Genomic DNA, 18,079 nt, shown 5'->3' on the forward strand with positions numbered 1-18,079 from the left:
CAGATTAATCTGAGGATTTTTTTATTTTATTTTTGAATATTAAATAACTTATCCCATGTTGCTTGGAAGTCAGATGCGATACGGGCAGTTACTGAATTATCTAAAATTGTTGCAGAAGACATATCTTTTCCTTTTTCATAGTAGTAACCACCGATTTCTTTGTCTCCGCTCATTAGTAAATAAATATCATAATCTTTGTTATCTTTTGTTCCTGTATATTGATAAACATCAACTGTTTTCCCAACATATTCACTTGGTTCTACCCATGTATATAACCATTGATTATAGACATCGCCTTGTGCAGCTGTTGCTTCATCAAGTGTATAGGTTTGGTAGTACTTACTTCCGTTAACATTAGTAACATTTTTAAATCCTAAGTCACTTACATATTTAATTTGTTTATCCTCTGTAGTAGTTGTTGTTGGCGTATTTTGAGTTGTATTGTTCTCTGTTGTTGTCGTTGTTGATTTATTGTTTGAACAAGCAACTAAACATAACCCAATCATAAACATAACCATTAAACGTTTCATTCTGAATCTTCCTTTCATGTCGATTTCTTTCATAGTATTTAACGGTTCTTCCTAATTATTCAAGAAAATAAAAAATAACCCCATCAATTATAAATTTATAATTGATGGGGTTTAATGATCTTAATAGTTTAATCCAGCTGGAACGATATATTGATGATCATCAGCAGAACATGGTGTAACGGCATATGTCATGTTACAGTTTGGACACTGATCAACTAATTTTAATTTAGTGTATGTTTCTCCACAAGAACAGTTAATAGTTGCTGGTGTTGGCATTTCTTTATCAGCAAATCCTTTCATACGCACTTTATCTGCTACGGCTTGACCATTTTCAAATTCACAACCACATTTCATTGAAATCATTTCACTCATATCATTCATCCCTTTCATATCTAGTTAAGAGTATTATATCAGATATAGTGAGATAAAAATGTGATATAGGTCACATAAAGGGAAAGATTTTAAAGGTAATATTAATTGTTTGTTCAAAATAGATGAGATAAAATAAATAATATAATAATTTGGTTATTAGGGGGATAGTTTATGATTGATATTCATTGTCATATTTTACCTGGAATTGATGATGGTGCAAAATCTATGGATGAAACTTTAGAAATGGCACGTATTGCGGTAAGTGAAGGGATTTATCATATTATTGCAACACCACACTATATCCAGTATAGTGATTATGCTAATAAGGAGCAGGTTCAACAGCTTGTAGACGAAGTGAATAATGTTTTAAAAAAAGAGAATATTGCTTTATCACTTGCAGTCGGTCAGGAAATTTATTTAACTCCGGATTTACCGAAATTAGTTGAATCTGGCGAGGTTAGTACACTTAATAATGGGCAGTATATTTTAGTTGAATTCCCGATGAATGATATCCCACTTTATGCTGAGGATGTTTTTTATGAATTAAGATTAATGGGGTTGACTCCGATTCTTGCGCATCCGGAACGTTATCCAATGATTATGGAGGATCCTAATATATTGTTAAAGTTTTTGAATTTAGGTGTTTTATGTCAGGCAAATGTCGGAAGTATTCGGGGATTTTTTGGAGAACGCGTTCAAAAAACTGTGATCACGTTAATTGAACATCATATGATTCATTTTGTTGCAACAGATGCTCATACACCAAGAAACCGTGCACCTAAGGTAAGAAAAGCATTAGATGAAATCACCCGATTAAGTGGTGATAAAGCACGTGAGTTATTCATTGAAAATCCGTTAAAGGTTTATAATAATGAGTTAATTGAAGTGGTTATGCCTATTGAGGTTCAAAAATCAGGATTTTTTAAGAGTTTATTTAGTAAATTTAAAAGATAGAAAAGAAAAACGTAGAAAAAATCTACGTTTTTTTTATATTTAGTTGGCATCTTTAAATAGAAAAGATGAGAGTGTAATTTCATTGTTCTGCTTCGTTGGATAGTCTTTGAAGAGGGATTTTAGATAAGGATCTCTTGCTGCAATTTCTTCATTAATTAACGGTAAGTCTTTAATGATTTCAGTCGATTCATCCTCAATTTCAAAATAATATCGGTGGATATTAATTGTTGCGTTTGGATATAGGACGTGGATTCCTTCGCGAATCGCATGTTTATGATAGGTTAAATCAGTTGTGACACAGTATGAAGGATCAACAAGTTGAAATTTCACAAAGGTCCCCCCTTTTTAATATTTTTAAATAATTTATATCAATATATATGCGATTAGTATCTGCAATATTCATAGTTTTTCTTAAAAGTCACAAGTGATTTTAGTTATTCATACACTATAGTAACGATGTAAATGGTGGTGATAACGTGAAGACTGACGATAGACGAAGAAAAAACAGAAAAAACTCTAAAAAAGAGACTGAAGGGAGTTCACCTAAGTATCATAAAATTGTAGATGCAGTCGAACAGGTAGAACGGATAGGACGAACAATAGGGAATAAAATTGATAGTGATTTTAACTTAAGGGCTAATCAACGCTATGTTCCTTCTAAATATAATTTAGATTGTGCTGATCATATATGCGTCACTCGATATAAACCAACGCCGTATACTCATCATGGACTTTATCTTGGTCTTGGACTTGTTATTCATTATGATTTTAATCGAATTTGTATTGTGACTTTAGAACAGTTTGCAAAGGGGATGCCTATTTTTATTGTTCAAAGTAAAATAACTTATTCAAGGGAAGAAGTAATGGTCAGGGCTGTTAGTCGATTAGGGGAAGAAAAATATAATTTGATTACAAATAATTGTGAACATTTTGTGCGTTGGTGTCGTAGTGGTAAAAAAATAGAGTGACTATAATGTGATAGGTAGTGGAAAATCCACTATCTTTTTTTATTGTGGATATTATCAACAGCTTAAAGTTGAAATTAGGGGATAAGATAAATAATTTTTCGACAATTAGGTGTCGACAGTGTGTAAAAAAAGACAAAATACTCTAAAATGTTATTTTTAAAAAGTGAGAATTTTATCGAAATATCAGAAAAATGTAAAAAACAGGAACAAAGATATTTATTTTTTTCCACAATATGTTAGAATAGATTTATACACAGTCTTGTGGATATTAATAGATAATAAAGATGAAATATAGCTAATGATAATTGATATTACCATATTTTAAGGTATGTGTTTCTTATCCACATAGATTTTTTGGTTTTGTTGATAAGAAGTGGATAACTTATCGTAAACGAAGTCACTAAGGAGGGGAATAATTCGTGATTGCGAACAATCTATTTAATTTTAGTATGAAGAACAAAATGTTGGTACCTTTTTTTACAAAGTCTTCTAATGTTCAAAATTGCAGTTATCGTCGAAAATATGATTTAGTTTATATGATGGAGAAATATGCAACTTCATCACTGGATTATCTTCAGTGGGTAAATGAAAATGTGAATCCTAATAAAAATAAAAATGCTATTGAGTTTATTGATATTAGTGGTCTAGCTTTGATGAAGCATAAAGAGGTTTTCAGTAAATTTCAAAACGTTTATGTTTTAGATCAGTATTTTGGTGGGATGATTCATTTTAAAACAGCTATAAAAAATATTGTATCGAACCTTAAAGTAAGTCTTTCAACGAAAAGTAAGTTAAACTTACCGAATCATTCTATTATATTTAGTAATTCATCATTTAGTTTGATACCTGAAGACGTAAGGATGAGTTTTTTATCTGAAGGATTACGAGTTCTAAAAGACGATGGGGTTCTTTATTTCTCCAATCTTTCAGCGGAATATTATGATTCTATTTATGAACTATTAATAGAGTATGATTCACGATTAGCTAGTGGTTTAGATTGGAGTCAATTTCAAATCGTAAATGTCGATAAAGTACATGATTTTTTTAAACCGATTTTTTCAGAGGTTAAAGTCGAGTATTTTAAATCTGACTGGTGGATAACGAATGTTGATGACTTAATCGGATATTTATTATCAGAACGTGAATTTGATAGTTTGAAACTTATCATTTCCGAATCTGGATTATCAAAATTTAGAACATTTTTATTGAACAAAATAAAAGAAGATGGTGGAATTTTAATTAAGCGTCGTGTAAATCTCATCATAGGTAAAAATAAATGTAGTTTAAAATTAGCTGTCTAAATTTAAGATAAGATCGAGGTAGTATAGGGTGGAGTTAGTACGTAGGGTAACATCTCATTTTAAATTTAATAATAAATCTTCTATCATTAATCTACATCCATTGAATGAACAATATTATAAGTTAAAAATGAAGTATTTTAATTCTGGACAACATCAAAGATGGATTAGTCGTAGCTTTTTTGATTATCTAAATTTAAAGGTAGACACTACTGTTTTAGATTTAGGTTGTTCTTTTGGCGTTCTATGGTGTCAAAATGTGGAGAAGTTAAAATCATATGCACCTATTACATTAGGGGAGAATCTTTTAGTTAATGTTCGGATTTCACAGCAAAATCTAAAATCAAGAAATATTAATTATCCAGTTGAGTTAGTTGATTATAAGCGTTTAAAGTTTGATGATAATAGTTTTAATAAAGTCATTTCTCGTATTGATTTTGAGGAATGTAGTCTAAGTGATCAACTTATAATGATTGAAGAATGTTGTCGAGTGGTTGAACCAAATGGTACTTGTTATTTCTTTATTGATAATAATCAACTTACAAATATAATGAATCAGTTATTGTATCAGTTTGACTCAAGTTTAGATATTCAAATGGATCCTACTGGATTAGAACGATATGAAGTGGAGTCATTTTTAGAAAAGAAATTTGAAAGTATTGAAATCATAAATTATAATAATAATTCAGGAATTTATGAAGCAGATGTTTTAATAAATTTATTAATTGCAGCTAAAAATTTAAATTTTATTGATTTGATTGTAAAAAGACATCGTATAGCGGAGTTTACTTTGTTTTTAACTCGTTATCTTGAAAAATATGGACCGATTTATCTCAATCCAGGGCATAAAATTATGATTTGTAATAAAAAAGCTCAAAAGTGTCATTAAACATTTTGGAGCTTTTTTAATTTGTTGGAAAATTAATGATAAAATGCTTTATCCTTAGTAGGATATCTGATAGGATATTACATGGAAAAGAGTCTAAAATTGTATTAAAATGACTTTTTATGTAACTATTAAGTCAGGTTAGGGGTATTAGGAATGAGTAATTTCAAAAATTGGATTATTACAAATCGAAAAAAAGTTGGATTAGGAATCGGATTATTCCTAATTATTTTTATGTTCTTTATTGTAAAAGAGGCTCCGGGCTATATCGAAATGTATAAAAATATTCAAAGTGCTAAAGTTTCACTTTTAAATGATGACTTAGAAGGAGCCCTAGTAAGTTATGAAAAAGCTTATCAGGCAGTTAAACAAAAAGTAATTGAAGAGAATATCGATGAAGTGAAGCAATTAATTACTTCAAAATCTAACTACTTAAAAGGTGAAAGAGCAAATCAAAATAAAAACTATGATAGTGCGTATTACTATTATCAAAATGTTATTCCAAGTGATGAAGAACGATATGAAAAAGCGCAGGATGAATTAAAAGTAGTAGCTCAAAGGTTAGTAGAATCTATTTACGAAGAAGTTGATGATTTATATGATAAGCATTTATACTTAATGATTATGGGGAAATTAGAACTTGCATTATCATATGGTGTAAACGTTGAAGAAACGCAAGAGAAAATCGATTATTATCAAAATGTTCTATTTGAATATTATGTAGATAGAGCGAAAACAGAGGCATCAACATATTTTAATCATAAATTATTTTATTCATTATTCTTAAATAGTTTAGAAGAAGCTGTCAAATATGCAACTACTGATGCACAAGTAGAGGAGCTATCACAATTAAGAGAGAATATTATAGCAGAAACAGTGAATGAATATTATGAGTTAGCGAATATAGCAGTCAATGATGGGAAGATGGAAGAAGTTAAAATATATTACGAGATGATTAGTGCCATCGATGTGACTAGTGAAGAAGCTAGTGCTTTGGCTGAGTTACTTTAATTAGTATATTAATTAGTAAAGTTGAATAGATTTTAATAAGCACGTAAAAACGATTGTGCTAAAAAGGGGTATACTAGCCCTGTCTGTTAAGTGATTAGCAGATACTCACCGTTAATTGCTTTGAAATCCTAAAGCTCAATGTACGAAAACGTCATCTGAAAAGATAAGCGTGAACGTAGCGAAAGCAGAAAAAAACATTGAGATGAACATATGGTTAAATCCTAAGTGTTTATGAAAAATGGATGTTTAGCAGCGAATTTCCTAAGTCTCAGTGATATGGAAAACGTTCAACGACTATCCCATTGCGTGGGAGTAGAATTACAAGTGATTGGTAATTCGAAAAATGGTGCTCCTATAGTTTTTAGGATGAAGATATAGTCTGCGCACGCTCTGAAAAGAGGTGACCTTTAGGGGTATTAATTAGGTAGCGCTAATTGATAAACAGATGTAAGTAACGGACTGGTATTAGATGAGACAATCTCGAATAAGACCAATGAAGTATTTTCAACGCACTATTATATGGAAAATTGCTTATGGACGAGTTAATCGTAGACGTGTCAAATAACATTATTCTCAGCTTTAGTAAAACAAAAAGGGACTATCTCAAATGAGATAGTCCCTTTCCCACATCTATATTATTCAGGTTTCATAGCATTATTCACTAACGCCAGCAGCAGCAAGAAATAATAGCTAATAAAATAAATAACACTAAAATGAAACAGCATGAATTTCCTTGATTTCCACACATATTACATTCACCTCATTTAACATAATCGGTAGTTTCACTACCTAATTTAATTTATGAAGAATGGAATAATTTGTGATATAAATCAGATATTAATTTTAAATTTATTAGGAGAAATAGTTGATTGTATTTCGGAATAAAGATAGCATAGTTAATCGGTTACATAATTTAGCCATTACTACTTCTACTTAGTCAGTTAGTTGTGATATAATGACACTGATTAAACATCTAATATAGAGTGTTAAGTGAATGGAGATGAAACGATGCGTAAACCAGTAAGAAAGGCAGTTATCCCAGCAGCTGGATTTGGAACACGATTCTTACCTGCTACAAAGGCACAACCAAAAGAGATGCTACCTATCGTAGATAAACCAACGATTCAGTATATTATTGAAGAAGCTGTTGCTTCAGGAATTGAAGAGATTTTAATTGTGACAAGTTCAATGAAGCGTCCAATTGAGGACCATTTTGATAAGTCATATGAACTTGAGGATACGTTAGCTAAGAAAGGTAAAACAGAGATGCTTGAAATGGTTCAAGGAATTTCTAACTTGGCTCAAATTCATTATGTGCGCCAAAAAGAAGCAAAAGGACTTGGACATGCGATTCTTTGTGCTAAGACATTTATTAAAGATGAGCCTTTTGTTGTTTTACTTGGAGATGATGTGGTTGTTAATGATGAGAATCCAGCAACGCATCAATTAGTAGAAGCTTATAATAAAATTGGATGCTCAATCATGGGTGTTCAACAAGTTCCAAGGGAAGATGTATCTAAGTATGGAATTGTTCGTCCATCATCTTCTCATGTTGCAGATGGACGTATGGTTAAATTAAGTGGAATGGTTGAAAAACCAGCTCAAAAAGATGCACCATCTAACTTAGCTGTAATGGGACGTTATGTTTTAACACCTGAAATTTTTGAAATGTTAGAAACTCAAGAGCCAGGTGCAGGTGGAGAAATTCAATTAACAGATGCAATTGATCGTTTAATGGATCGTCAAGCCGTATATGCTTATGATTTTGAAGGTAAACGTTATGATGTTGGAGATAAATTTGGATTTATCAAGGCAACAATTGACTTTGCTTTAAATCGTAAAGATTTAGGGGATCAAGTTCGTGATTATTTATTAAATGAAATTGCGCCTACTTTAAAATCAAAAGTTGCAACAAAAGATGTAGTAGTAAAAGAAGAGGTAGAAGAAACCGCTGAAGAAGTGACTGAATAAGAAGGGATACCCCCTTCTTTTTTTATTTATCATTTTAAGTTTTTTAAAGGGTGTTAACAAATAAATCTTTTCCCTGCATATAATGTATTAAGGCAATAGGGTATTACGTAGTTAAATAGGTGGGGTGAAATTATGAATATTAATAAGGCGATTTATAAGTCCGAACAACTTGTTTCACTTTACGGTGAACAACAAAATGAGGGGTTGTTAGAAGAATCCAAGAAATTAAATCGGGGTATTGATAGTAAAGCTTATCTGTCAACAATTAAATATTTATATTTGTATCAGTATTATAAAACAAGTCAAACATTTCCAAGTTGGTATAGCACTCTAATGCAAAAAAAAATTAATGATTTATATGATTATTTCGAAAAAACATTTGCGAATATTATAAATAAACATGGGAAGGTGGATGAGGAATTAGAGTCTTTCTTATCTAGAAGAGTCGTGTGGTTATATAAAGGTAATTTTAGAGTTTATCCCACAAGTCCTGTGGATTACTTGCCTCTTGAATTAAGGTTAAAAGTGTATGTTTATTTGTATGGTGAAGAAGATGATCCAAAAGCTAGTTGTCATTTAAGAAATCGTATTGCTGTGACTCTTGCAAAACTGGGTCATTTAGATTTAGCGAATTTGTTTAGTATTTATAATTGGTTGATGGCACAAGGAATTAATACCCATTTTGCGAAATCAAGTAATTTAAAAACGACGCTATCACAACTTAAACATGCGAATGAATATAATAAAAAATTACAGCAAGAAGGTCAGAGCGTTCCCCTTGTGACAGAGTTATGTTTTTATTTTACGAAGTTATTGAATCGTCAGTTAATGAAATATGACCGTGCGAATGTTGCGATGATCGATTTAGTAGCTTTTTATTATAAGCAATATCCACAGTTAGAGCAATTATCTTTGCCGTTTAAAACATATTTAAGAACGAAGGATATGAAAGAACTTAGGGATAAAGTAGAACAAAAACGAGGTGAGTTTATTAAGGCGACGAATGAAGTTACCTCACTGATAGAAGATCAAGTTACGTTATATAATTTTATATTAAGAATTTGTATTTAAGTGTATCATGACTCCTCCTTAATCGACAAAGAGGAGTTTTTTTCTGATGATGTGATAGATGAGTTTATTGTGTTTACATATATTTGTATAATCTTCGTGCATTGTGGCATCTAGGTGAAAGTATTTTAAACATAGATGAGTAATTTTGAATAATCGGATGAATATGTTCCAAAATAAAGGTGAAATCGTACATATGGAGGTTGTTGGGATGGCATCTTTAAAAGGATCTGAAACACATAAAAATTTAATGCGTGCATTCGCAGGTGAATCACAGGCAAGAAATCGATATACGTTTTATGCCTCAATTGCAAAAAAACAAGGTTATCCATTAATCGAAAAAACATTTACTTTAACAGCTAATCAAGAGCAAATGCATGCAAAGATTTTCTTTCAATATCTTTCTGAAGAGTTTAATGGAGAAGAGATTGAAATTGATGCAGCTTATCCAGTAGATATATACCAAGAAAATACCCTTCAAAATATATTAGCTTCTGTTACAGCTGAAACTCATGAGCATCAGGAAATTTATCCTGCATTTGCAGAAGTGGCTAAAAAAGAAGGATTTAATCAAATTGCAGCAACTTTTAATATGATTGCTAAGATTGAGGAAACTCATAGTCAACGATTTGCAGCAATTGCAAAAGATATGCAGAATGATACTTTATTTACAAAACCAACTCCTGTTGCCTGGCACTGTGAGGTTTGTGGTCATATTCATTATGGTGTCGCAGCTCCAGCAATTTGTCCAGTTTGTAAACATGCTAAAGGTTACTTTAAAGCAGAAGCGGCTAATAATTAAGTATCGGATTTTCCGATACTTTTTTTCTTATGTTTACAGAAATTTTGAGATGAATTATACTAATAGGTATAATTTAGAGGCTTTATTGATTGAGGTGATGAGAGTGTTTGCTCAAAATAGACCGCTTATTATGGGAATTTTGAATGTGACCCCGGATAGTTTTTCGGATGGTGGAAGTTATCAACATATTGATGAGATTGTCAAAAAGGCACGCCAAATGGTTGCTGATGGCGCTGATATTATTGATATTGGTGGGGAATCCACACGACCTGGTTCAACTGTTGTAAAAGTAGAAGATGAGATTGCTCGTGTTATTCCTGTTATTAAACGATTGGTTGAAGAAATTGATGTTCCGATTTCAATTGATACTTATAAAGCAGAAGTGGCAAGACAGGCTGTTTTAGCAGGTGCTAAGATTATTAATGATATTGGTGGTGGCAAGTTTGATCCCGATATGCCAGATGTGATGGCCACTTCAGGTGCTTATGTTGTCCTGATGCATAATCGTATGCCTAATATGAGTGAAACAGATTGTATTACGGCGATTACAGGTGAATTAACCGTGTATGATGATATCGTACAAGACGTAATGACGGAGTTAAAAGACTGTGTAGAGTTGGTTAAAGCAGCAGGGGTTAGTGAGGATAAGATTATTCTTGACCCAGGGATTGGCTTTGCCAAAACAGTAGAGGGTAATGTTGAGTTGATGCGTCGTGTTGGTGAGCTTCATTCTTTAGGTTATCCACTTCTTTTAGGTGTGAGTAAGAAAGGAACGATTGGACATTTGCTTGGTGGACTGGATGTAGCAAATCGTTTAGAAGGTACGGTGGCAGCGACTTGTTTTGCTGTGAGTCAAAAGGTTCATATTATTCGTGTGCATGATGTGTTAGAAAATGCGAGAGCAGCAAAGGTTATGAAAGCTTTAGTTTAATTATAGGAGGAAACTGAGATGGCGAAAATTATGTTAAATGATATGGAGTTTATTACGAAGCATGGAGCATGTCCACATGAATATGAATTTGACCAAAAGTTTAAGGTTGATGTGTTTATGTATACGGATTGTGTATTAGAAGCGGGAGCAACTGATGATTTAAGTTTAACGATTAATTATGCAGATGCTTACGATGTGGTGGCAGATATTATGTATGGCGATCATGTAGATTTACTTGAGACATTGGCCTTTCGTATTGGGACAGAGTTATTAAACACTTATGCTGTGATTGATAAGGTGAAGGTTGAAGTCCGCAAAATGCAGCCTCCGATTACTGGGTTTAATGGAACGGCTGCCGTTGAAGTGACGATTAAACGTTAAGTTGGAGGGGTTATCGGATGAAACTAGCTTATTTAAGTTTAGGGTCAAATATAGGAGATAAGAAAAAGTATTTATATGATGCGATTAAGTTATTGGATGGGTATAAAGGTATTCACATCGTAAAGTTATCTTCTTTATATGAGACGAGTCCGTGGGGATATACGGAGCAGGATTTATTTATGAATTTGGTTGTTTTAATTGAAACAAGTTTGTCTCCTGTTGAATTATTAGATTGTTGTCAATTCATTGAACAAGAGCTTGGCCGTGTACGTTTAATTAAATGGGGACCACGTGTTATTGATGTAGATATTTTATTATTTGAAGATGAGACGATAAATACTGAACGTTTAACGATTCCGCATCCATTTATGACAGAACGTGACTTTGTAATGATTCCGCTTTGTGAGATTGCAAAAGATTTAAAGATAGATGGCATCACAGTTGAAACAATTATTCAAAAATTTGATCAGAAGGCATTAAAAAAAGTCATCGCCTAGTTATAGGTGATGACTTTTTTATATTAATCTGCAAAGAAGACCGATAAAAGGTGTCCGTGATTGTTAATATCTGATGACATACTTTCATTAAAAATTGCCATATCATAATGATGGTTTATTTCAACGGGAACATCCCATTCCTCGTCAATCTCATTTAAAATGTTATCAAGTATTAACATCATAAACTCTCCTTTAGCTTCTTTTTGTAGTTTATATTTTTAACTGGTGATTTCAGCCTTTTCTCTAGTTTAATCTAGTTTTAAACGTCAATCTCTTTATAAATATATTATACGTGGTTGGATGATATTTTTAAAGTGACGGAATTGTCACAGACGATGACATATGAAAGACATAAATTTTATTTTCAAAAATAAAAAGGAGCTTAGCTCCTTTTTAGAAGTAAATCATATCGGCAATGGCGCGTTCTGCACCATCTGATGGTGTATTGATCACTTTTCCTTTAAAGTACAAAGTTGTTGATCCCCCACCATCTAGATTATACGCAGTTTGGCAGCCAAGACTTAGGAAAATGTTTTGTAGTTCGGTTAAGGTTAGCCCTTCGGCATCTTGTAGACGTCCTTCAGCTACAACGATGATGTATCGATTTTCATCAAGTTGGCCGATGGCTGTTCGTGGATGACGAGAAGTGTCTTTGATTTCTGTTGCTACACCATTTCGAACTAATATTGGGCCAAAGGCAAAGGAATCGTTGATATCAGCCGCATAAGCAGAGGCTTGATCATCTACTTGGAAGAAGTTTAAGTCTCCCGACCAAGTGGTAGAGAGGACTTCCCAGGTGAAGTTTGGATCGGTTTGAAGAAGTTGGCCGTCCCGAACGATAGATCCCATTGGTTTATTGGTATCGGTATAAAATCCTGATGCATTGATAGCAAGTGTTGCTCCTACGCGATTAGCCATACTAGATAATGTTTCTCGAGTTCCACCATAAGTATTATTAGCGAATTCGGACTGTAGTTGTTTATTTTTCGAGGCAATAACTTCGGCCACCCAGTAATGTTGATTATTTGATTTTTCTTCGACTAATTTTATTTTTAGGTCGTCGTCAATATAGAAATATGAATTGATTTGATCATAATATTGTTGTAATTCTGTTTGCTTTTGAACAATTTCAGTATCAAGTTGGGTTACTTTTGTTTCGGCATCTGATACGAGTGTTCGGTATTTTGTTTCTAATTCTTTAACGCTTAATGATCGCTCAGATACGTATTGTTCATTTAGCTTTGTTAACTCATCTATTTGACTGGTCAAGTTTTTGATGTTATCAGTTAGTTGTTGGTTTTGTTGAGAAAGCTGAGAAAGTTGTGATTCTTGTTGGTTGCTTTCTTCTTCAATGATAACAGATGCTTGTAATACTTCTTCAAGTTGTTTTTGCATCTCTTGATTAGAAGCAATTAGTGAACTTTGTGCTGATTGTTGTTGTTCAATGGTTATGTTTTGTTGTTCTACTTTTAAGGTTAGTTCTTTAATTGTCGTATTGGCTTTATCGTAGTAGTAGGCAAAACTTCCAACTAAGAGTAGAAAGAGGTTAAAAATCGTTAGAGTTAACCAAATAATTTTCTGCGTTTCTTTTTGCTGTCTCAAAATGTCCACCCCCTAATTAATCGCTTAATTATACAATGGAACTGTTTAAAATTTCCATACTTTCTGTTGTAATAATTGTATAAATTAGGGAGAGAATGCGTAAAATGTTAGCTTTAGAAGTATTGGAGTAAATAGTGTATGATGATTGGATTTTTATAGATTTTGAACTATACAATGCGTATCACGAATAGCTCTTAAGACTTGAACTTCTTGATAAAATTGAGGTTTTGGAAAAACATTTTAGAGGTAATTATGCAGTGACAGGGTAGTCAGACAAACCTTCAGGAATAGAGGCAAAGATTATAACCATTGATTTAGGTCCCTTATGATTAGGGAGTGAAATAACAGTAAAAGGGAAAAATAGAAGCTTACGTCGGTAATTTGGAAAAACTTATAACTTTTGTTGAAATATATACAAAGGATGTTAGTTTATCTTTTTTTACTTCGGATTATGGTAAAGATGATGGATTTTTATTGTATCTTAAAATCTCATAGCCATCTTGTTTTATAAATACTTGATTGTTTATCTAAAAAATTGTAAAACCGAGAGTAGCTAAATGATTAAAATAGATAAATGGCCTAATTGATAGTAATTTTTGAAAGAACTAACTCTTATTTTGAAATAAAAAAGCTCTTACCGCAAGGATAAGAGCTTTTTGTCTACTCTGCTAAATCAAGCTTTTCAACTGTTTTGTTGACAATTTCAGCACCTTCAATGGTTGCCAATGTCACTTCAGGCTGATTATCATCAACTAATAAGACATTCGTCTCAATTGCGGCTCGCATAAAAGCATTGATTTGGTCTGTTGTAATATTTTCGTTTGGCGTATCAATATTAATTGATCTTGCTTTTCCTAAACTATCTTTAAATTTACATGTTAAAATAAGTGATTTTGTAATCATCTAAAATTCCCCCTAAATTTTTGTTTTGTGGATAAAGATTAAAGTGTATCTGCTAATGAGATTTCAAAGTAGTCAGCTGCTACTGTTTTTTTATACATGTGATTAGAAAGCACCCTGTATTTATCAGCAAAGATGGCAAGATCTGATTCCTCGCTATCTAGACGAATCGCATTAAACGTTTTAGTTTTGTTAATAATTTTCCCATCATCATCGACACCTGCTGTAAAATAAATCATTAATTTACGGTTAATTAAGTTTTCCTTCATAAGTTATTCCCCCTAGATTTTAGTTTGAATTGGTGTAGGCCTTAGCACCTTTTCACAACATGTATATAGATTAGGAGAAAATTTAGTGTGGTAATTATTAAAAAAAATACATATTTTATCGTTTTTTACATAAATTAATAATAAATATAAATTGTATCCAAATATTGTTGATTTTATGTGTAAAAATAACATATAATAGTCTTGTTGTAACTAAATAACTCACTTTATGATGAGGGAGTAGTTGGCACGTTTAGTGTGGTTAAGTCAACAAAACGCGAACTTAGTTCTGGCTTAATCTTAAATGACGAGACTCATGCATAACACTTTTTTGTTATGCATTGGTCTCGTTTTTTTTATGCCGACCTTTGAGTTATGATTTGAGTCAATAAAATAGGAGGTTTAAAATGAGTATTATTGCATTAGTTTTTGTCGCAATTGGTTTAGCAATGGATGCTTTTACAGTCTCAATTGCTAAAGGGATTAGCTTAAGAAAGGCAACTGTTCCACAAGCTGCTAAAGTTGCTTTATTCTTCGGTGGATTTCAGGCTTTAATGCCGCTACTTGGATGGTTATTTGGGTTAAGTTTTGAAAAATATATTACAGCATTTGATCACTGGATTGCTTTAATTTTATTAACGTTAATTGGTGGAAAAATGTTATATGAATCATTTAAAGGAGAGGATGAAGAGGATAGTGTTGAGGTTGATCCGTTAAATGCTCGTTCTTTACTCGTTCTTGCTATTGCAACAAGTATTGATGCTTTAGCAGTAGGAGTTACATTTGCCTTTTTAAATGTTAACATTTTGACATCTATTACTTTAATTGGTGTTATTACATTTGTTATTAGTTTTGCCGGTGTTATTATAGGGAACAAAGTAGGAGAATATCTAAAGAATTATGCAGAAATCGTTGGGGGAATCATTTTAATTCTGATTGGAGTTAGTATTTTCTTAGAACACACGGTTTTAGCTTAATTAATAAATCGAAAATTTAATAGAAGGGTGCGAATTTTTTATGAGTTATATTTTATTAGTCATTGGATTCATCTTTTTAATCAAGGGAGCAGATTTATTTGTTGATGGAGCATCATCTATTGCCAAAACTTTAAAAATTCCTAGTTTAATTATAGGGTTAACCATCGTAGCATTTGGAACAAGTGCTCCAGAAGCAGCTGTTAGTATTACAGGAGCATTTGCTGGTGCTAATGATATTACAGTAGGTAACGTTGTTGGATCAAATATTTTTAACTTATTAGTGGTAGTTGGGGTCGCAGCCTTTATTTCACCTCTAAATGTTAAGAAGTCAATTATTGCAAAAGAGTTTCCATTTGCTTTACTCGGAGCATTTGTTTTAATTGTTCTAGGGTTAGATTCAAAATATCATAATTATACAGATAACGTTTTAACACGTGCTGATGGAATTATGTTATTAGTATTACTTGGAATTTTCATGTATTATTTAATTGAATTAGCTTTAACAGCACGTAAAGAAGGAAAAGACCAAGAAGATGAGGAAGAAATTAAATCTTATCCATTGCCAAAAAGTATTCTTTTATCAATTATTGGGATTGTTGGAATTGTAATTGGTGGAGATTTAGTTGTAGATAGTGCCTCAAACATCGCTTTAGCTTGGGGAATGAGTCAAAGTTTAGTTGGTTTAACAATCGTTGCGGTTGGAACCTCATTACCTGAGTTAGTTACTTCAATTGTAGCTGCACGTAAAGGTGAAAGTGATATTGCGTTAGGAAATGTTATTGGATCTAATATCTTTAATATCTTCTTTGTATTAGGTATTTCATCATTTATCCATGAGATTACAATTAACAGTGCTGTCTTCTTAGATATGTTTATTATGATGGCTGCTTCATTTATTACATACGGATTTGCAGCATCAAAACGTAGTATTAATAAAAAAGAGGGAGCATTCCTTGTTTGCTTATATGTTGCATACATGATCTTTGTTATTTGGAAAGGTTAAAAAAGGCGTAAGCCTTTTTTTCTTTGTAAAATAGTAAAAGATAATAAGTCCATTTTAGAAAATGTTTGATTTAACTGTAGTAAATTCTATAAACCCAAGTTTGATGTAAAGAGAATCTTATTTTCTTGGGAAATATATTGACTAGCTAAACTATTTGATAGCGCCAATAAATGAGTTAAAAAATAATAGACGTTTTCTTTGATTGTATTGGTTTCAATGTAGAAGTTATTTTGGATAAATCGAATATACAATGAGTAGGTTATCTAGTACAGTAGCTGGATTAATTATGATAATTGCCGCTTCTGCTTTTGCTAATTTTATGTAGGATATTGAGTTATCTACTACCGCATAGTAGATAACTTTTTTATCATGGCAACACGGTTTTATCTTGGTTGCACAAAAGTTGTGGATAAGGTATAATGATGATTTGTCGAAGATTGATTATAAGAAATTTTATATATATAAAACTTTTAGGAAAGTGGTGAAGATATGAGTTTTAAAATTAGAGAAATTGAGATTGATAATCCAGTTGTTTTAGCACCAATGGCAGGTGTTTGTAATGCAGCCTTCCGTACGATTATCAAAGAGATGGGAACGGGATTAATTTACGCTGAAATGGTAAGTGATAAAGCGGTTGTTTATCAAAATAAGAAAACATTAGATATGCTTTATGTTGATCCAGCTGAGCGTCCATTATCAATGCAAATTTTCGGATCAGATAAGGAAACATTTGTTGAAGCGGCAAAATACGTAGATGCAAATTGTGATTGCGATATTATTGATATTAATATGGGATGTCCTGTTCCTAAAGTTACTAAAAATGAAGCGGGAGCACGTTTATTACTTGAACCCGATAAGATTTATGATATTGTGGCAAATGTTGTGGATGTTGTTAAAAAGCCAGTTACAGTTAAAATGCGTACTGGATGGGATAAAGAACATATTTATGCGATTGAAAATGCACTAAAAATTGAGCAAGCCGGAGCAAGTGCAATTGCTGTTCATGGGCGTACACGTTCTCAAATGTATGAAGGAAAAGCTGACTGGGGAATTATTAAAGATGTTAAGGATGCTATTAAGACGATTCCTGTTATCGGAAATGGAGATATTAATTCACCAGAAATGGCGAAGCGTGTTCTTGAAGAGAGTGGTGTAGACGGTATTATGATTGGACGTGCCGCACTTGGAAACCCATGGTTAATGAAAAAAATCGTTCATTATTTAGCAACAGATGAATTAATTGAAGAACCATCAGCTCATGAAAAATTACGTTTAGCGGTTGATCATATGGATCGTTTAATTGACTTAAAATGTGAAAAAGTAGCATTGCTTGAAATGCGTTCACATATGGCATGGTATATCAAAGGATTAGAAGGGGCAACTCATGTTAAACGTATGATTACAACTGTTAAAACTCGTGAAGAAATGATGGACATTGTAAATCGTTACGAAGCTTACTTAAATGGAGATAAATCAGCTCGTTTAGTTGTTGAAGAATAGGATAGAAAAAAGGTGACCCTAATAGTTTAGGAGTCACCTTTTTAATTAAAATTTAATTTCAGTAAGATAAGCAGATAATAATTTCATAACATTAACACATCCATCGATATGAGTACGTTCTACACCATGGGAAGCATGAACTCCTGGTCCGATTAATGCAGC

The 18,079-nt window shown here is 32.3% G+C and carries 21 protein-coding genes and 1 pseudogene; 14 read left to right on the forward strand and 8 right to left on the reverse strand.

Annotated features, from left to right (window positions below; genetic code table 11):
- Positions 1-26: 26 nt before the first annotated feature.
- Complete coding sequence (locus J6D32_RS01615; protein ID WP_006783674.1) at positions 27-530, reverse strand: hypothetical protein; 504 nt, start codon at positions 528-530, stop codon at positions 27-29.
- A gap of 120 nt (positions 531-650) precedes the next feature.
- Entirely contained in the window at positions 651-902 is a 252-nt protein-coding gene (locus J6D32_RS01620; RefSeq protein WP_009606879.1) for a hypothetical protein, read from the reverse strand.
- 171 nt (positions 903-1,073) lie between these two features.
- Here J6D32_RS01620 and J6D32_RS01625 point away from each other — a divergent pair, with 171 nt between their 5' ends.
- Positions 1,074-1,856 carry a tyrosine-protein phosphatase gene (locus tag J6D32_RS01625; protein WP_006783676.1) on the forward strand — a complete coding sequence of 261 codons (783 nt, stop codon included), beginning with the start codon at positions 1,074-1,076 and terminating at the stop codon, positions 1,854-1,856.
- A gap of 39 nt (positions 1,857-1,895) precedes the next feature.
- Here J6D32_RS01625 and J6D32_RS01630 read toward each other — a convergent pair whose 3' ends face one another.
- Positions 1,896-2,186: a hypothetical protein gene (locus J6D32_RS01630; RefSeq protein WP_006783677.1), complete on the reverse strand. Its 291-nt coding sequence runs from the start codon at positions 2,184-2,186 to the stop codon at positions 1,896-1,898.
- A gap of 146 nt (positions 2,187-2,332) precedes the next feature.
- Here J6D32_RS01630 and J6D32_RS01635 point away from each other — a divergent pair, with 146 nt between their 5' ends.
- The 10 genes from J6D32_RS01635 to folK all read left to right on the forward strand — a co-directional run bounded on the left by J6D32_RS01635 (position 2,333) and on the right by folK (position 11,669).
- Complete coding sequence (locus J6D32_RS01635; RefSeq protein ID WP_006783678.1) at positions 2,333-2,824, forward strand: lecithin retinol acyltransferase family protein; 492 nt, start codon at positions 2,333-2,335, stop codon at positions 2,822-2,824.
- Between the two features lie 419 nt (positions 2,825-3,243).
- The gene (locus J6D32_RS01640) at positions 3,244-4,125 is read left to right on the forward strand and encodes a hypothetical protein (RefSeq protein ID WP_287467213.1); all 882 of its coding nucleotides are present in this window, start codon (positions 3,244-3,246) and stop codon (positions 4,123-4,125) included.
- A 28-nt stretch (positions 4,126-4,153) separates the two neighbouring features.
- Entirely contained in the window at positions 4,154-5,011 is an 858-nt protein-coding gene (locus tag J6D32_RS01645) for a class I SAM-dependent methyltransferase (RefSeq protein WP_009606882.1), read from the forward strand.
- A gap of 153 nt (positions 5,012-5,164) precedes the next feature.
- Positions 5,165-6,019, forward strand: coding sequence for a hypothetical protein (locus tag J6D32_RS01650; RefSeq protein ID WP_006783681.1), 855 nt, complete (start codon positions 5,165-5,167; stop codon positions 6,017-6,019).
- Between the two features lie 1,008 nt (positions 6,020-7,027).
- Positions 7,028-7,990, forward strand: coding sequence for a UTP--glucose-1-phosphate uridylyltransferase GalU (galU, locus tag J6D32_RS01655; RefSeq protein WP_006783682.1), 963 nt, complete (start codon positions 7,028-7,030; stop codon positions 7,988-7,990).
- A 132-nt stretch (positions 7,991-8,122) separates the two neighbouring features.
- A complete protein-coding gene (locus J6D32_RS01660) occupies positions 8,123-9,061 on the forward strand; it encodes a hypothetical protein (RefSeq protein ID WP_009606892.1) in 939 nt (312 codons plus the stop codon).
- 208 nt (positions 9,062-9,269) lie between these two features.
- Positions 9,270-9,860 carry a rubrerythrin gene (gene rbr / locus J6D32_RS01665; protein ID WP_039930882.1) on the forward strand — a complete coding sequence of 197 codons (591 nt, stop codon included), beginning with the start codon at positions 9,270-9,272 and terminating at the stop codon, positions 9,858-9,860.
- A gap of 97 nt (positions 9,861-9,957) precedes the next feature.
- Positions 9,958-10,791 (forward strand): dihydropteroate synthase, encoded by an 834-nt coding sequence (gene folP / locus J6D32_RS01670; protein WP_155062054.1) that lies wholly within the window; start codon positions 9,958-9,960, stop codon positions 10,789-10,791.
- A gap of 18 nt (positions 10,792-10,809) precedes the next feature.
- Positions 10,810-11,172 (forward strand): dihydroneopterin aldolase, encoded by a 363-nt coding sequence (gene folB, locus J6D32_RS01675; RefSeq protein ID WP_155223757.1) that lies wholly within the window; start codon positions 10,810-10,812, stop codon positions 11,170-11,172.
- Between the two features lie 17 nt (positions 11,173-11,189).
- Positions 11,190-11,669: a 2-amino-4-hydroxy-6-hydroxymethyldihydropteridine diphosphokinase gene (gene folK, locus J6D32_RS01680; RefSeq protein WP_006783687.1), complete on the forward strand. Its 480-nt coding sequence runs from the start codon at positions 11,190-11,192 to the stop codon at positions 11,667-11,669.
- 23 nt (positions 11,670-11,692) lie between these two features.
- Here the strand turns inward: folK and J6D32_RS01685 are convergent, their stop codons facing one another.
- The 4 genes from J6D32_RS01685 to J6D32_RS01700 form a co-directional block, all read right to left on the reverse strand.
- Positions 11,693-11,848 carry a hypothetical protein gene (locus J6D32_RS01685; RefSeq protein WP_006783688.1) on the reverse strand — a complete coding sequence of 52 codons (156 nt, stop codon included), beginning with the start codon at positions 11,846-11,848 and terminating at the stop codon, positions 11,693-11,695.
- Positions 11,849-12,062: 214 nt separating this feature from the next.
- On the reverse strand, positions 12,063-13,271 hold the full coding sequence (locus J6D32_RS01690) for a phosphodiester glycosidase family protein (RefSeq protein WP_006783689.1): 1,209 nt from the start codon (positions 13,269-13,271) through the stop codon (positions 12,063-12,065).
- Between the two features lie 660 nt (positions 13,272-13,931).
- Complete coding sequence (locus tag J6D32_RS01695) at positions 13,932-14,174, reverse strand: DUF2922 domain-containing protein (protein WP_009606884.1); 243 nt, start codon at positions 14,172-14,174, stop codon at positions 13,932-13,934.
- A 38-nt stretch (positions 14,175-14,212) separates the two neighbouring features.
- On the reverse strand, positions 14,213-14,440 hold the full coding sequence (locus tag J6D32_RS01700) for a DUF1659 domain-containing protein (protein ID WP_006783691.1): 228 nt from the start codon (positions 14,438-14,440) through the stop codon (positions 14,213-14,215).
- A gap of 404 nt (positions 14,441-14,844) precedes the next feature.
- Here J6D32_RS01700 and J6D32_RS01705 point away from each other — a divergent pair, with 404 nt between their 5' ends.
- From J6D32_RS01705 to dusB, 3 genes are all read left to right on the forward strand, one after another.
- Positions 14,845-15,414 (forward strand): manganese efflux pump MntP, encoded by a 570-nt coding sequence (locus J6D32_RS01705; protein ID WP_006783692.1) that lies wholly within the window; start codon positions 14,845-14,847, stop codon positions 15,412-15,414.
- Positions 15,415-15,454: 40 nt separating this feature from the next.
- Positions 15,455-16,417, forward strand: coding sequence for a calcium/sodium antiporter (locus J6D32_RS01710; protein ID WP_006783693.1), 963 nt, complete (start codon positions 15,455-15,457; stop codon positions 16,415-16,417).
- Between the two features lie 489 nt (positions 16,418-16,906).
- Positions 16,907-17,917 carry a tRNA dihydrouridine synthase DusB gene (gene dusB / locus J6D32_RS01715; protein WP_006783694.1) on the forward strand — a complete coding sequence of 337 codons (1,011 nt, stop codon included), beginning with the start codon at positions 16,907-16,909 and terminating at the stop codon, positions 17,915-17,917.
- A 45-nt stretch (positions 17,918-17,962) separates the two neighbouring features.
- Here the strand turns inward: dusB and J6D32_RS01720 are convergent.
- Positions 17,963-18,079 (reverse strand): annotated as a pseudogene (locus J6D32_RS01720) (M42 family metallopeptidase); the annotation flags it as partial.

It is taken from the genome of Turicibacter sp., assembly GCF_017941855.1.
GTDB classification, from domain to species: Bacteria; Bacillota_I; Bacilli_A; order MOL361; family Turicibacteraceae; genus Turicibacter; species Turicibacter sanguinis.